The 14513-nt window shown below is 63.4% G+C and carries 16 protein-coding genes; 7 read left to right on the top strand and 9 right to left on the bottom strand.

The window, feature by feature from the left end:
• The first annotated feature begins 71 nt into the window (after nt 1–71).
• Nucleotides 72–959 carry a 2-hydroxy-3-oxopropionate reductase gene (locus tag ABIA96_RS28625; protein WP_354140384.1) on the top strand — a complete coding sequence of 296 codons (888 nt, stop codon included), beginning with the start codon at nt 72–74 and terminating at the stop codon, nt 957–959.
• A gap of 114 nt (nt 960–1073) precedes the next feature.
• Nucleotides 1074–1457, top strand: a complete 384-nt coding sequence (locus ABIA96_RS28620) for a DUF1236 domain-containing protein (RefSeq protein WP_354140383.1) — start codon at nt 1074–1076, stop codon at nt 1455–1457.
• Nucleotides 1458–1533: 76 nt separating this feature from the next.
• Here ABIA96_RS28620 and ABIA96_RS28615 read toward each other — a convergent pair whose 3' ends face one another.
• A complete protein-coding gene (locus tag ABIA96_RS28615) occupies nt 1534–2130 on the bottom strand; it encodes a thiamine pyrophosphate-dependent enzyme (RefSeq protein ID WP_354140382.1) in 597 nt (198 codons plus the stop codon).
• 8 nt (nt 2131–2138) lie between these two features.
• On the bottom strand, nt 2139–2705 hold the full coding sequence (locus ABIA96_RS28610) for a decarboxylase (protein ID WP_354140381.1): 567 nt from the start codon (nt 2703–2705) through the stop codon (nt 2139–2141).
• A 241-nt stretch (nt 2706–2946) separates the two neighbouring features.
• Between ABIA96_RS28610 and ABIA96_RS28605 the strand changes: the two genes are divergently transcribed.
• Nucleotides 2947–3996: a hydroxyacid dehydrogenase gene (locus tag ABIA96_RS28605; protein WP_354140380.1), complete on the top strand. Its 1050-nt coding sequence runs from the start codon at nt 2947–2949 to the stop codon at nt 3994–3996.
• A 219-nt stretch (nt 3997–4215) separates the two neighbouring features.
• A complete protein-coding gene (locus ABIA96_RS28600) occupies nt 4216–4428 on the top strand; it encodes a hypothetical protein (RefSeq protein ID WP_354140379.1) in 213 nt (70 codons plus the stop codon).
• Nucleotides 4429–4431: 3 nt separating this feature from the next.
• Here ABIA96_RS28600 and ABIA96_RS28595 read toward each other — a convergent pair whose 3' ends face one another.
• From ABIA96_RS28595 to ABIA96_RS28585, 3 genes are all read right to left on the bottom strand, one after another.
• A complete protein-coding gene (locus tag ABIA96_RS28595) occupies nt 4432–4995 on the bottom strand; it encodes a GNAT family N-acetyltransferase (protein WP_354140378.1) in 564 nt (187 codons plus the stop codon).
• A 6-nt stretch (nt 4996–5001) separates the two neighbouring features.
• Nucleotides 5002–7359 (bottom strand): Orn/Lys/Arg family decarboxylase, encoded by a 2358-nt coding sequence (locus ABIA96_RS28590; RefSeq protein ID WP_354140377.1) that lies wholly within the window; start codon nt 7357–7359, stop codon nt 5002–5004.
• A gap of 107 nt (nt 7360–7466) precedes the next feature.
• Entirely contained in the window at nt 7467–7946 is a 480-nt protein-coding gene (locus tag ABIA96_RS28585; protein ID WP_354140376.1) for an Lrp/AsnC family transcriptional regulator, read from the bottom strand.
• 133 nt (nt 7947–8079) lie between these two features.
• Between ABIA96_RS28585 and ald the strand changes: the two genes are divergently transcribed.
• On the top strand, nt 8080–9195 hold the full coding sequence (ald, locus tag ABIA96_RS28580) for an alanine dehydrogenase (protein WP_354140375.1): 1116 nt from the start codon (nt 8080–8082) through the stop codon (nt 9193–9195).
• 5 nt (nt 9196–9200) lie between these two features.
• On the opposite strand, the gene ABIA96_RS28575 is transcribed toward ald, so the two are convergent.
• Nucleotides 9201–9350 (bottom strand): hypothetical protein, encoded by a 150-nt coding sequence (locus tag ABIA96_RS28575; protein WP_354140374.1) that lies wholly within the window; start codon nt 9348–9350, stop codon nt 9201–9203.
• Between the two features lie 337 nt (nt 9351–9687).
• Here ABIA96_RS28575 and ABIA96_RS28570 point away from each other — a divergent pair, with 337 nt between their 5' ends.
• Together ABIA96_RS28570 and ABIA96_RS28565 are read left to right on the top strand one after the other, a co-directional pair.
• Complete coding sequence (locus tag ABIA96_RS28570) at nt 9688–9906, top strand: hypothetical protein (protein WP_354140373.1); 219 nt, start codon at nt 9688–9690, stop codon at nt 9904–9906.
• A 111-nt stretch (nt 9907–10017) separates the two neighbouring features.
• Complete coding sequence (locus ABIA96_RS28565; RefSeq protein WP_354140372.1) at nt 10018–11076, top strand: YeiH family protein; 1059 nt, start codon at nt 10018–10020, stop codon at nt 11074–11076.
• Between the two features lie 128 nt (nt 11077–11204).
• On the opposite strand, the gene ABIA96_RS28560 is transcribed toward ABIA96_RS28565, so the two are convergent.
• From ABIA96_RS28560 to ABIA96_RS28550, 3 genes are read right to left on the bottom strand one after another with little or no spacing between them, the layout of a single operon-like run.
• Nucleotides 11205–12077: an ABC transporter ATP-binding protein gene (locus ABIA96_RS28560; RefSeq protein ID WP_354140371.1), complete on the bottom strand. Its 873-nt coding sequence runs from the start codon at nt 12075–12077 to the stop codon at nt 11205–11207.
• Entirely contained in the window at nt 12074–12976 is a 903-nt protein-coding gene (locus ABIA96_RS28555) for an ABC transporter permease (RefSeq protein WP_354140370.1), read from the bottom strand. Before ABIA96_RS28555 ends, ABIA96_RS28560 begins: the two co-directional genes overlap by 4 nt.
• Nucleotides 12973–14394 carry an ABC transporter substrate-binding protein gene (locus ABIA96_RS28550; protein ID WP_354140369.1) on the bottom strand — a complete coding sequence of 474 codons (1422 nt, stop codon included), beginning with the start codon at nt 14392–14394 and terminating at the stop codon, nt 12973–12975. Before ABIA96_RS28550 ends, ABIA96_RS28555 begins: the two co-directional genes overlap by 4 nt.
• Between the last annotated feature and the right edge of the window lie 119 nt (nt 14395–14513).

Here is a 14513-nt window from a genome sequence, read left to right as displayed (position 1 = left end):
CTCCCGCAAGCGGGAGAGGTGCACCGAGCGCGTTGATAAAATTTCGCCAATCATCTGAAAGAAAATCAGACATGATCGACATCGGCTTCATCGGACTTGGCACCATGGGACGGCCGATGGCCGGCCATCTCCTGGCGGCGGGCCATCGCGTTCTCCTGCATGATGTGGCGCCGGTCGCGCCCGAGTTGATCGCGGCCGGCGGTATCGCCTGCAAGTCTGCGAAGGAAGTGGCGGAGGAGGCGGATGCCGTCATCATCATGGTGCCAGATACGCCGCATGTCGAAGCCGTACTGTTCGGCAAGGACGGCGTGGCGGGCGGTATCTCCAAGGGCAAGATCGTGGTCGACATGAGTTCGATCTCGCCGCTGGCAACCAAGGAGTTCGCGAAGAAGATCGAGGCGCTGGGAGCGGACTATCTCGACGCACCGGTGTCGGGCGGCGAGGTCGGTGCCAAGGCCGCGAGCCTCACCATCATGGTCGGCGGGCCGGAGCGGGCCTTTGGCACCATGAAGCCGATCTTCGACAGGATGGGCAAGAACGTTACGCATGTCGGCGCTAATGGCGATGGCCAGACCACGAAGGTCGCCAACCAGATCATTGTCGCGCTGACGATCGAGGCGGTGAGCGAGGCGCTGCTGTTCGCGTCCAAGGCCGGTGCCGATCCCGCGCTGGTGCGCAAGGCGCTGATGGGCGGCTTTGCCTCGTCGCGGATTCTCGAAGTGCATGGCGAACGCATGGTGAAGCGCAATTTCGATCCGGGCTTCCGCATCGAGCTGCACCAGAAGGATCTCAATCTTGCTCTCGAGGGGGCGCGCGCGCTCGGCCTGTCGCTGCCGAGCACGGCGGTGGCGCAGCAATTGTTTTCATCCTGCACCGCGCATGGCGGCAAGGGCTGGGATCATTCGGCGATGGTGCGGGCGCTGGAACTGATGGCGGGCCACGAGATCGCCGCGGCCTGAACTGTTACGCCGTAACACTCTCCGAATTTGACGCGTCTTTCGCCTCGGGGGAACCGGAACAATGCTCCAGCCCCGCGGTTGAAGGCGCATCAACAAACACTGGAGAGTGTGGACATGAAGACCCGTCTTGCGATTTCGTTGGTTGCCGCGTCGCTGCTGGCGTCGAGCGCAGCCTTTGCCCAGTCGACGACCGAACAGGGCGCCAGGAACGGCGCACGCGCGGGCGGCGATATCGGCGGTCCGGTCGGGGCGATGGTGGGCGGCACCGTCGGTGCGGCGGTCGGCGCTGGCCTCGAAATTCCGAATGCGATCCTCGGCGGCATCCCGCGCGATGATTCCGTCGTGGTTCAGGAACGCGTCGTTGTGGGCGAGCCGCTGCCCCCGACGGTGGTGCTGCGCCCGGTGCCGAACTACACCGAGTATCGCTATGCGGTCGTGAACGATCGCCGCGTGATCGTCGAGCCGCGCACGCGCCGCGTCGTCAAGATCATCGACTGATCGGCGCATAAGTGACTGGATTATCGGGCCCCGCGGAGCGACGCTACGCGGGGCTCTGTCGTCAAATGGCGAAGGCCTAAAGCGGCTCGCGCACGCCGAGGCCGTGCATGAAGCGCTCCCGGATCTGCACGGGATCCCTGCGGGTGGTGCCGACGCCGGGCTTGTCGTCGATGCGCAACGCGATCAAACTGGGCTCGTCAGCCGACATGGCCTCGTCGACCAGCCGTTCGAAATCCTCCTCGTCCGCGGCCCAGGCGCTGTTGGTGAGTCCTGAGGCCAAGGCGATCGCGACGAGATCGGCGACACCGGCGGCGGGCGTCGGTTGCGCGCCGGTGATCTGGTAGATGCCGTTGTCCATCACGATCATGATCAGGTTCTTCGGCTTCAGCGCGGCGATCGTCGAGAGCGCGCCGAGCTGCATCAATAGCGAGCCATCGCCTTCGAGCGCAAAGACGCGGCGGTCGGGCTGAGCCAGCGCCACGCCAAGTGCGATCGGGAAGGCGAGACCCATGCTGCCGAGCATGTAGAAATTCTGCGGGCGATGGCCGGCGGCCCAGAGGTCGAAATTAGTGTTGCCGATGCCACCAACGACCGCTTCTTCATGCTTGAGCTTCGCAATCAGGCGCTTCGTCACATCGAACCGGTTCATCACCTTGGTGTTGCGCGTATCCATGGCGGGGCTCACTTGTCAAAAGTCTTGCCGCCGGTGAGCAGCGGGTTGAGGATCAGCGCCACCGGCGCCTGCGTCGTGACGGCCTGCTTGATCGAGCGGTCGGCGATGAACTCGAGCTCGTCGAGCCGGGTGATGGTGTGGTGCTCCAGCGCCAGCGAATCCAGCACCGGGCGCATGGTGCGGCAGACCAGCGACTGGCCGTAATTGAACTCACCCAGCGTGCCGCGTTCGGAGACGAACATGATCAGCGGGATCTGGTAGGGGACCGCGAGCGAGGCGAGCGTGTTGGCGAGCGTTGCAAAGCCCGATGTCTGCATCAGCACCGCGCCGCGCCGACCACCCATCCAGGCGCCCGAGACGATGCCGACGGCCTCTTCCTCGCGGGCGGTGGCAAAGGTCGTGAAGAAGGGATCGGCGTGCAGATTCTTGATCAGCGGCGTCAGCACGCGGTCGGGTACGTAGGGAATGAGGCTGATCTCGTTCCGCTTCAGGGTTTGCAGGACGACGCTATGCCAGCTTCTGTCGCCGGACCCCGGTCCCGCCTGGGACGAGGTCTGCTGCTCCGCAATCGCCATCGCTTTCTCCCTTCAGCCGCGCATGTTTCTTCTTTGTCCGTCGCGGCGGTCCGCCGAACTTGACGGAGCGGGCGGGATTGTCAACATGTCGGCGTCGGCACCGTGATCTGCGCCAGACGACCTGCCGTGGCCGGTGCCGCCATGCCATAAGCGGGAGAATGAGAAAACGGGAGGGACGCATGGACGGAGCGCGCATTGCGCTGACCTTGCGGGTCTCCTTGAGAGAGCCGGAAGGGTCCTGATGTCGGTCAACAGCAAGCGCGTCTTCTACGTCAAATATCTGGCCAATCCGATCTATATCGACATCCTGAAGGCGCGGCCGGACGTCCGGCTCGACCGGATCGAAAACGAGAGCCCCGCGGATTTTTACGCCCCGATCCTGAGCGCGGCGCATGTCTACCAGATCGGCGCGGCCCGCGACGAGCTCGCGCCGCATTTCCATGTCGACGCCGCCTTCCTGAAGCGCACGCCGAAGCTGCTGCTGGTCTCCAGCAACGGCGCCGGCTTCGACCCCGTCGACGTCGAGGCCTGCACGGATGCGGGCGTGCTGGTCGTGAACCAGTCGGGCGGCAACGCGCATTCGGTGGCCGAGCATGCGCTTGCGATGATGCTGACCTTGTCCAAGCGCATCATCCAGTCTGACCGCAAGCTCCGCCGAGAGTCCAACGTCAACCGCAACGAGCTCGTCGGCAACGAAGTCGAGCACAAGACCGTCGGCATCATCGGGCTCGGCAACGTCGGCCGCCGTATCGCCGCGCTGTGCAAGGGCCTGCTCGGCATGAAGGTGCTGGCCTACGATCCCAATCTCACAGCCGAAGTCATGGCCGAGCGCGGTGGCGAGAAGGTCGAGCTCGATGAGCTGCTGCGCCGCGCCGATTTCGTCTCGATCTCCTGTCCGCTCGACAAGCGCAGCCGCAACATGATCAGCGTGCGCGAGTTCGGCCTGATGCAGCCGCACGCCTATTTCATCACTACCGCGCGTGGTTTCATCCATGACGAGGACGCTTTGCTTGGGGCGTTGCGCGACAAGCGCATCGCTGGTGCTGGCCTCGACGTCTGGTCCAAGGAGCCGCCTCCGCCGGAGCATCCGCTGCTCCAGTTCGACAACGTGCTCGCGAGTCCGCATACCGCCGGCGTCACCATCGAAGCGCGCCAGAACATGGGCCGCATCGCTGCCGAGCAGGTGCTGGAGACGCTCGACGGCAGGCGTCCGCCGCGCATCATCAACCCCGAGGTCTGGCCGGTCTATGCCGAGCGCTTCAAGCAGGCCTTTGGCGTGATGCCGGGGTAGGGACAGCCATCTTGTCATTCCGGGGCGCGACGAAGTCGCGAGCCCGGAATCTATTCAGCGACTGCCCCCTGCTGCCTGATGAGTTCCGGGCTCGTGCTACGCGCCCGGAATGACGATGCGGAGCAATTGCGACCTCTTGACTTTGATCCGCCTCAAAATCCCCCTCCCGCGTCCGGACAAAATGGGATTAGAGTGCCGCCGGGGCAGCCAGGAGGTCCCATGTCAACTTATGTCGTCAGATTCATGAAGGACGTGCTTGGCCAGTACGGCCGGCAGATCGAGGTTTGCCAGGGCGCACTCGAGATCGACGCCGCCGACGAGGACGAAGCCAGGGAGCGGGCGAAGGCGAGGTTTTGCAAGGACCAGGCGTTGCATCACTGGTCGCTGCACGCCGACCGCATTCAGGTCAGATCGGCTGACTTTCCCTCGTAAGGTTTAACGGCCGGGCGCTGGCGTGGTCGCTCCGGCGCCGAGCGAACGTTGCACCATGGCGGTATCCGACCAGCGGCCGTGCCGATAGGCAACGCCGCAGAGCAGGCCGACGCGCGAAAATCCAAACTTCTCGTGCAGCGCCAGAGACGCGGCGTTGTCGGCATCGATATAGCCGATCATCTGGCGGAAGCCGGCCGCGGCACACGCGTCGATCAACTCCTGAAGCAGCAGCCGTCCGACCCCGCGGCCGAGATGCTCATGGTGGACGTAGATCGAGTGCTTGGCTGTGTAGCGATAGGCCGGGCGCTTGCGAAACAGCACAGCGTAGGCATAGCCGATCACCTCGCCGCGATAGGTCGCGACCAGATGCGGCAGGCGGGTCTGCTTCAAATTTTTGCGCCGGTCGCGCAGATCGTCCGGCTCCGGCGCGCCGGTTCCCTCGACATCGCGCGGCACGCCAGTGCGGACGTGATGACGGTAGATCGCGAGCATCGCCTCGATATCGCTCTCGCGTGACGGCCGGATCAGCACCGGCTCGTCATCGGCGCGCGCAGCTGTTTCGTTCATCGGCACCTACTCGGCAACGACGTACGTATAGAGCCCGATGTGCCCCCGCGCATCGACCTCCTTGTAGACGCCCTGGATTTCCACATCGAAGCCTGGAAATGTATTGAAGCAGGTCTCGAACATCTTGAGATAATCCACCATGGGCTTGGCCCGTTCCGTCAGCCGCTCGCCGGGGACGATGGTGGCGATACCGGGTGGATAGACCACGAAGGGCGTGGTGGCGATGCGGCCCGCGATCGCCTCGATCGGCAGATAGTCGACGTCGTTCTTGAACAGGAAGCGCGCGGCATCGCGCGGCGACATGGCAATCTCAGGCATATGCTCGGGCATGAATTGCCGCGCCTGGAGCGCGCTGACATCGGCGGCGCGGAAGAAGCGGTGCATCTCGCTGCAGAGATCGCGCAGCCGCACGCCGGCATAGCGCGTCTGCCGCCGCTGATAGAATTCCGGAATCGCGTCGGCGAGCAGGGCATTGTCGTCGTGCAGTCTCTTGAAGGCGACGAGGCCGGAGATCAGCGTGCCGGCCTTGCTGGCCTCGACGCCAGGTGTGAGCAGGAAGAGCAGGGAGTTGAGGTCGTTCTTCTCGGGCACAATGCGGTTTTCGCGCAAGTACTGCGCGACGACTGGGGCAGGGATGCCGTGATCGGCATAGGCGCCAGTGATGCGGTCGAAGCCGGGCGTAAGCAGGGTCAGCTTGTTCGGATCGGTCATGGCGAAGCCCTCGGCCATGCCGGGGAAGCCGTGCCAGTCGCTCGCGGGTGAAAGGTGCCAGAGCGCGGGATTGGTCGCGAGCTCATCGGTCGACAGCGTCTCCCAGGCGACGTTATGCGCGGCGCCGGGGCGGCTGACGTCGGGGATGGCGACGCGATCCGGCACGAACGGCTCGAAGAACCAGCGCCGGTCCGCGTTCTGTTCCTTCTCCTCGAACTCCCGGCGCATGGCGCGGATCTTTTTGCGCAGCTCGATGCCGAGGCGGATGGTGTCGTCCCACAGGACTTCGCCGGAGCGGCCCTTCATCATCTGTGCGCCGACGTCGAGCGAGGCGAACAGCGGATAAAACGGCGAGGTCGAGGCGTGCTGCATAAAGCTTTCGTTGAAGCGGCGGTGTTCGACACGGCGCTTCTGGCCGCGGATGTGACGATCCTTGATGTGAATCTGCGAGGCCTGCGAGAAGCTCGCAAGCTGCTTGTGGGTCGACTGCGTCGCGATGATACCCGGCGCTTCCGGCGGGAGGTTGGCAAGCCCCATGGCGAAACGGCCGGCGTAGAGCGGGTGGAACTTCATGAAGCCGGCCCAGGCCTCGTCGAACAGGATGTATTCGCAGAGATGGCCGATATGCTTCAGGATCATCTCGGCATTGTGGATCGTACCGTCATAGGTGCATTGCTCGACCACGGCGACGCGGAACGGCCGCTCCTTGCGCCAGGCGTCCTTGTCCGTGATCAGCGGGTGATTGCGGATCGCCTCGCGCAGGGCCTTTTCGTCCAGCATGTCCCAGCGCATCGGGCCGATCAGGCCCCAGGCGTTGCGGATGGTCGGGACATAGACCGGGACGCCGCCGTTGATCATCAGCGCGCCGTGATGGGCAGCTTTGTGGTTGTTGCGGTCGAATAGCACGAGGTCGCCGTCGGTGACGAGCGCGCCGAGCGCGACCTTGTTCGATGTCGAGGTTCCGTTGAGGACGAAATAGGTCTTCTCAGCGCCAAAGATCTGCGCGGCTTCCTTCTGCGCCCTCAGCGCCGGGCCCTCATGGGTGAGGAGATCGCCGAGGTCGAGCACGGAATTGTCGAGGTCGTCGCGGAACACGGATTCGCCGAGATGCTCGACGAAGACCCGGCCGATCGGGCTGCGGTTGTAGAACACGCCGCCATTGTGACCGGGACAGGTCCAGAGTTGGTTGCCTTCCTCGGCGTAATCGACCAGCGCGCCGAAGAACGGCGTCTTCAGCGTCTCGGCGTATTGCTTGAGCCGACTGATCAAATTCTTGGCGATGAAGGTCGGCGTCTCCTCGGACAGGAAGACATAGCCATCGATGAAGTCGAGCACCTCGACCGGCAGATCCTCGAACCGCTTGCGCCGGATTAACAGGATGATCGGGAAGTCGAGGCCGCGGCGCCGCATCAGGTTGATCAAAGCGGAGGTCTTGCCCTCAAGCCCCTTTTTGCCCCAGTCCACCACCATGCAGCCGATCGCGGCATCGGTCTGCACCGCGATCTCGGCGTCCTCCAGTTTGCGGGCCCTGACGACCTCGAAGCCGGAACGCTGGATCTCCTCGATGATCTGGTTGAAGCGGATGCCCTCGAGGTCATCGGCATCGAACACAGGTGCGGCGAACAGGAAGTTGAAGCGCTTGAAATAGTCCATGATGTATCCCGAATGTGCAGAGACAAACAGGTCTCGGCACATTCGATGACAGTTCTATGACGGCGGTCTGGGATAGCTTTCCGCCGCGTTGGCGGAGAGAGGAGCCGCTACCGCTTCGTCTCGCCGAACACCACGGTCGGCACCGCGCGATTGACGACGTCGCGCAGCGCGAAGCTCGATTGTACCCGCGACACGCGCGGCAGGCGCGACAGCTCGGTGCGGTGGATGCGCTCGAAATCCTGGATGTCGCGGGCGAGCACGATCAGGATGTAGTCGTCGGTGCCCGACATCAGGAAGCAGCGCACAACCGAGGGGCACTTCACCACCTCCGCCTCGAACGCCTTCAGCGCTTCGTCGCTCTGGCTCTCCAGCGCGATGCGCACGAGCACCGTGGTGGTTAGGCCGAACTGTGCCAGATCGAGCGCGGCCTGATAGGCCTGGATATAGCCGTCGTCTTCCAGCGTCTTCTGCCGCCGTGCCAACGCCGTGCTGGAGAGGCCAACCTTGTTAGCAAGCTCGGTGTGGCTGGCCCGCGCATTGGTCGTGAGTTCCGCGAGGATGGCGAGATCTTTCCGGTCGAGGGCCAAGGTTTCGTTTCCAGCGTGAAAGGACACTTCCGCGACCGAAACCGGCGCGGGAGGGCCAAAGCTAGCGGAAATTTGCACGAAACCAAACCGGCCTCGTCGCTACGATCACAGCGTGAATCAAAAGGAGCCCAGGATGCGTGTCGGTGTGCCCAAGGAGATCAAGGTCCAGGAATATCGCGTCGGGCTCACCCCGGGCGCCGTCCGCGAATATGTCGCGGCCGGGCATCAGGTCACGGTCGAGACCGGGGCCGGCAGCGGCATCGGCGCATCCGACGAGGTTTATCAGCGGGCAGGAGCCTCCATTACCGCGAGTGCGCGCGACATCTTCGCGAAGTCCGACATGGTCGTGAAGGTGAAGGAGCCACAGAAGGGCGAGTGGGCCCAGCTTCGTGAAAGCCAAATCCTGTTTACTTACCTCCATCTTGCGCCGGATCCCGAACAAGCCAAGGGCTTGCTCGCCTCCGGTTGCACTGCGATCGCCTATGAAACCGTCACCGACGCGGCCGGTCACCTCCCCCTGCTTGCGCCGATGAGCGAAGTCGCCGGCCGCCTCGCCATCGAGGCCGCCGGCGCCGCGCTCAAGCGATCGGCCGGCGGTCGTGGCCTGCTGCTCGGCGGCGTGCCCGGCGTGCAGCCGGCGCGCGTTGTCATGCTTGGTGGCGGTGTGGTGGGAACGCAGGCCGCGCGCATGGCCGCAGGCCTCGGCGCGGAGGTCACCGTGATCGATCGTTCGATTCCGCGCCTGCGAGAGCTCGATGATCTCTTCGCCGGACGTGTGCGCACGCGCTTCTCGACCATCGAGTCGGTCGAGGACGAGGTGTTCAATGCTGATGTCGTGATCGGCGCCGTGTTGGTGCCGGGCGCCAGCGCGCCAAAGCTCGTCACCCGCGCGATGCTCAAAGCGATGCGGCCGGGTGCGGTGCTGGTCGACGTCGCGATCGACCAGGGCGGTTGCTTCGAGACTTCGCATGCGACCACGCACGCGGAGCCAACCTACGAGGTCGACGGCGTCGTGCATTATTGCGTGGCCAACATGCCGGGCGCCGTGCCGGTGACATCGAGCCAGGCGTTGAACAACGCGACGCTGCCGTTTGGCCTGATGCTCGCGAACAAGGGTTTTGCCGCAGTGCTGGAGAATCCGCATCTGCGCAACGGTCTGAACGTCCATCGTGGCCGGATCACCAACAAGGCGGTGGCGGAGAGCCTCGGGCTGGACTTCGCGCCTGTCGGGAGCGGGCTCGCGGCGTAGAGTCGCTAAACCGACGCCTTCGTCAGGCTATATTGCCGCGTATCCGGATCATGCGTCATGCGCCAGTAGTCCACGAACCGCCAAGGCATCGCCGAAAACACGCGGCCACTGCCGTTGTGGTAGTAGGTGCTCTTGCCCGGATGGGTCCAGATCATGGCCTCGGGCTCGGCATCGACCTTGCGGACATTGTCGTCGAGCGCGTCCGGGCGGACATCGATGGCGGCGACGTTGTGCTCGATCCAGCGCGCAGCGCAGGGCGCGGCCAGCGTAGGGCTATGCCGATCCGATCACCGAAGGTGCGCGATCGGCCACCGCTATCTGGCCCTTTAGCCGGCTTCGGGCCGCCAAACCGGCCAAAAGAACAAAACTATTGCCCCGAGCTCTCTCTGCGGAAGGAGTTTCCCCCACCGGAGCCAAAAACGCCAATCGCTTCCATTGCTGTTTTGGGCCGAAACAACGACATTTCTGTCAGGAACTGATGGATTGACGGCTATGGAACGTACTGGATTTGAGCCTTTCGGCGAGCAACTGGTATCCGCAACGGACACCCAGCCGCGGTCGCGTGCGTCAAAGATGCTGCTGCGGGCCGGCACCGGTCTGTTCTGGTCGTTGGTCGCGGCGATCGTGCTGGCACGTGCGGCGTTCTTCGAGCCGGGCGTGTATGACAGCTTCAGCCACGTGGCTTCGGTCGCCAAAAATATGCTTTTCTGAGGTTGATTATTCCGGGCCAAGGATAGAACTTCTCTCGACCCTGATATGCCGAAAACTTATTCCCCATTCGAACGACCCTGCGTATAAATCTTTCTCTCTAGGGAGAGATTTGTGTCGCAGAATCAAGCATCCAATCCGGCCGACGCCAAGCCAGCCACTGCCGTTAGCCGCATCGTTGCGCTGATTCCCGGGGTTATCCTCTGCATCGCCGTCGCCGGGGTCTCGGCTCTGCTCGAGCGGGCGGAGTTGGGCGTGTTCGAGCACCCCTATGTCGAAGCGCTGGTGATGGCGATTCTGCTCGGCATGGCGCTACGCAGCTTCTGGAAGCCGGCGCCGCGCTGGCAGGCCGGTATCGCCTTCAGCGCCAAACAACTCCTCGAGGTCGCGGTGATGCTGCTCGGGGCCTCCATCAGCTTTGCCGCCATCGCGGCCTCGGGCATCGCGCTGCTGGCATCGATCGCGGCCGTCGTCGTGATCGCGCTCTCGATCTCCTTCGGTCTCAGCCGTCTGCTCGGGCTGTCGACGCGGCTGTCGATCCTGATCGCCTGCGGCAACTCGATCTGCGGCAATTCCGCGATCGCGGCGGTGGCGCCGATCATCGGCGCCAACAGCGACGAGATCGCATCCTCGATCTCGTTCACCGCCATCCTCGGCGTGATGATGGTGCTGGGCCTGCCGCTGCTGATCCCGCTGTTGCAACTCACTGCCACGCAATACGGCATCCTCGCGGGCCTTACCGTCTATGCCGTGCCGCAGGTGCTCGCGGCGACGGTGCCGGCGGGCCTGGTCTCCACGCAGATCGGCACACTGGTCAAGCTGATGCGCGTGCTGATGCTCGGCCCCGTGGTCGTCGGCCTCTCGCTGATTGCCTCGCGCTGGCAGACCGGCGCCAAGAAGACCAATGTCGGCTTCTTCCGCCTGGTCCCCTGGTTCATCCTCGGCTTCCTCGTGCTGGCGACACTCCGTTCCCTTGAGATCGTGCCGGGTACGGTGGTTGGTCCCGTGACGAAGATCACGAGCTTCCTCACGGTGGTGTCGATGGCGGCACTCGGCCTCGGCGTCGATGTGCGCGTGCTCGCCAATGTTGGGGGACGGGTGACGGCCGCGGTGACGCTGTCGCTGATGCTGCTGCTGGGGATCAGCATCGCGCTGGTGCATTGGTTTAAGTGATCAGAGCGAAACTGCTGGAGGGTGGGCAGTGGCGCAAAAGCGCCGTGCCCGCCATCGCGCCGCGCAGACAGAAATGGTGGGCACGCTACGCTTTGCCCAGCCTACGAAATCACACGTCTTGCGGGCGTCTAGATCACATCCGCCAGCGAATGGCCGTGCAGCTCGATGTTGAGCCCCTGCATGCCCATGTCGTTGAGCTCGCCGCCCATGGCTTTCAGGCTTTCCTCGCGGATCAACGACATCAGCCCCCGGCGCAGCGCCAGGAATTCCGACGACATCATCATCGATTGCTGCCGCGGCCGCTCCAAGGGAATCGGAATCTCGGCCTTGATTGAACCCGGACGCGCGGTCATGCAGTAGACGCGGTCGGAGAGGAAGATCGCCTCGTCGATGTCGTGGGTGACGAATAGCACCGAGATCTTCAGCCGCTGCCACATGTTGGTGAGGATCTGCTGCATGATGATGCGGGTCTGCGCATCGAGCGCGCCGAACGGCTCGTCCAGCAGCAACACTTTTGGCCCTGTCGCGAGCGCACGGACGATGCCGACGCGCTGCTTCATGCCGCCGGACAGCTTTTCCGGATAGTGCTTCTCGAACGCCTCCAGCCCAGCGAGCCCGAGCAGGGTGCGCGCGGCGCGTTCGCGCTGCGAGCGCGGCATGCCGCGCATCTTCAGGCCGAACTCGACGTTTTCCCGTACCGTCTTCCAGGGGAACAGCGAATATTGCTGGAACACCATGCCGCGCTCGGCGCTGGGGCCGTTCACGCGTTCGCCGTCGACTGTGACGATGCCCGTGGTCGGCTTGAGAAAGCCAGCGACCGCGTTGAGCAGCGTCGACTTTCCGCAGCCGGAGGGACCGACGATCGAGACGAACTCGCCCGGCTTCACATGGATCTGCGTATCGGTGACGGCCTGAACGGGACCCTCGATACTGTCGTAGCTGAGCGAGAAGTTCCGGACCTCGATATGGCCCTGCGGTGCTTTGGTGACGATCTCGTTCATCTTGCTCTCCACGGCATCACCAATTGTCCTGCGCCCCGGATCAGCAGGCTCGATGTCAGGCCGAGCACGCCGATTGAGATCATGCCGAGCGCGATATCGGCATACTGAACCAGCGAATAGGCTTCCCAGGTGAAATAGCCGATGCCGTATTGCCCCGAGATCATCTCGGCGGCAATCAGCGAAACCCAGGCCACGCCCATGCCGACCGTGAGGCCCGTGAAGATGTGCGGCAGCGACGCTGGGAAGTACACCTCGCGGAAGATCGAGCGTTCTCGCGCGCCGAGGCATTGCGCGGCACGCACCAGCACGGGATCGACGAGCGTCATGCCATGGAGCGTATTCACCAGGATCGGAAAGAACGAGCCGAGGAAGGTGATGAAGACGATGCTCTGCTCGTTGGTCGGCCATAGCATGATCGCCATCGGCACCCACGCGATTGCCGGGATCGGCCGCAGCACTTCGGCCACGGGGAAGATCACCTCGTGTACCAGCTTGAAGCGGCCCATGATCAGGCCGAGCGGCACGCCGACGATCGCTGCGAGCGAGAAGCCGATGAGGATACGACGGCAGCTCAAGATAATGTGCATCAGAAATTTGGGGTCGTGGATCGCCTTGGTGAAGCTCGCATAGACCGCGAGCGGCGATGGCACGTTGGTGAAGCGCACCAAGAACACGACCCGATAGGTCGTGAGCAGGTGCCAGAGCAGCAGGAAGGCGAGCAGCGAGATGATGCCGATCGCAATCGCGCGCAAGCCGTCGCGATTGAGCCGATACCAGCGCAGCGCAAGCGTGCCGAAGGAGGGCGGTGTTGCGGGCGGAGTCATGGCGGGAACGGACCCCACCTCTGCAATTGCCGGCATGCTGTCCTCGGGATGTCTGAGGATGGCGGGACTGCTCACGTCTTGCCTCCGGTGACCGTTGCCTTCACTGCGTCGTCGAAGCCGAGCACCTTGCCGCCGGTCTTGGCGGCATAGGCTTCGGCGTCCTTCTTGAGCAGGAACGGGGCGACGTCGCCATTGCCGACCGCGAAGAAGGCCTGGTCGGCGAATAGCTTGATGCCGCGCGTAGTGTCGAACACATAGGCGACGTTGATCTTCTTGCCCTTGGCCTTGAAGTCGCCATAGGCGCCGAGCGTGCAGGCGGCAGATGCGAACGGCATGATACCGGCATCGTCGACCCAGACCTCGCCGGCCTTGCGGGGGTCGGTGATCGGCTTCTTGCAGAAGGCGTCTTCGCCTGAGATCTCGTAATTCCTGGTGCTGCCAAGCTGCGCGTCATAGTCGAGCTTCATCTCGGCATAGGCTTTCCGGATGTAGCTATCGTCGACCCATCTCTTCGGGTCGAATTCCTTCATGCGACCGAGATTCTGTAACACCTTGACGTCGCTGGCGGCCGCATCGATCAACGCGGGCTTGACGGTGGGATCGGTGGTCATGTTGCCGCTCGGACCGAGGAAGATGTAGACGACTTCCTTGTTGATTCCGGTCCATTCCTGGATTTTCTCGGAGGCAAGCTTGGGATCGTCGCGGAGCCACTGGTTGGCGGCGATCAGCGCCTTCATGTAGGCAACGACGACCTCGGGATATTTCTCGGCGAAATCGGTGCGGACGACGATGCCGTGGAAGGTGGGCAGATTGGTCTCGACGCCGTCAAAAATCTTTCGCGCGAAGCCGCGGAACGGCAGGAGTTCGGCGAAGGGGACGAAGTCGGCATGCGCATCGATCTTCTTCTCCTGGAGATTGGTTGAGCCCACCTCCGGGCTCTGGCTGACCAGTTGGAAGAAGTCGGCTGCGTAGCCGCGGTCCTGCATCGCCTTCAGCACCATGCCGTGCGCGGCGGAGCCGAAGGGAACGCTGACGAGTTTGCCCTTGAGATCGGCAAGATCGTAATAGGGCGAGTCCTTGTGAACGACGATACCGTTGCCGGAGCCGGACAGGCTGTAGGCGGCGATGCCGATCAGGCGGCTCTTGCTCTCAGGATTGCTGTCGAAGGTGAAGCCGTTCACGATCAGCGGATAGTCACCCATCATGCCGATCTGCAGCTTGTTCGCCATCATCGCGTTGGTGACGGGGGGACCGGACGTGAAATTCTGCCACTCCAACTCGAACTTGATGTTGGAATATTTGCCGTCCTTGGGCAGGAATTTTTCGAGGAGATGGAGCTGGCGGATCACGACGCCCGCGGTCACCGTGTTGGTCGTGGTGTCCTGCGTTCCGATGCCGAGCGTGACGGTTTCCGCCGAGGCCGGCGGCGCGAGGATTAGCGCTAACGACGTCACCGACATCGCGATCGAGAGCGTGGGAAGATGGCGGACCATTCTCATCCTCATTCGGTTGGACGTGCTGTGGTTGCCATGATTGGGTGAGGGCATCGACAGGGCAAATCCGGAATGATGACCGCAGTCGATTAGTTGCCGGGAAAAGCTGATTGCATACT

The organism is Bradyrhizobium sp. LB11.1 (assembly GCF_040549385.1).
GTDB lineage: Bacteria > Pseudomonadota > Alphaproteobacteria > Rhizobiales > Xanthobacteraceae > Bradyrhizobium.
This window is presented reverse-complemented; position numbering and strand designations above follow the sequence as displayed.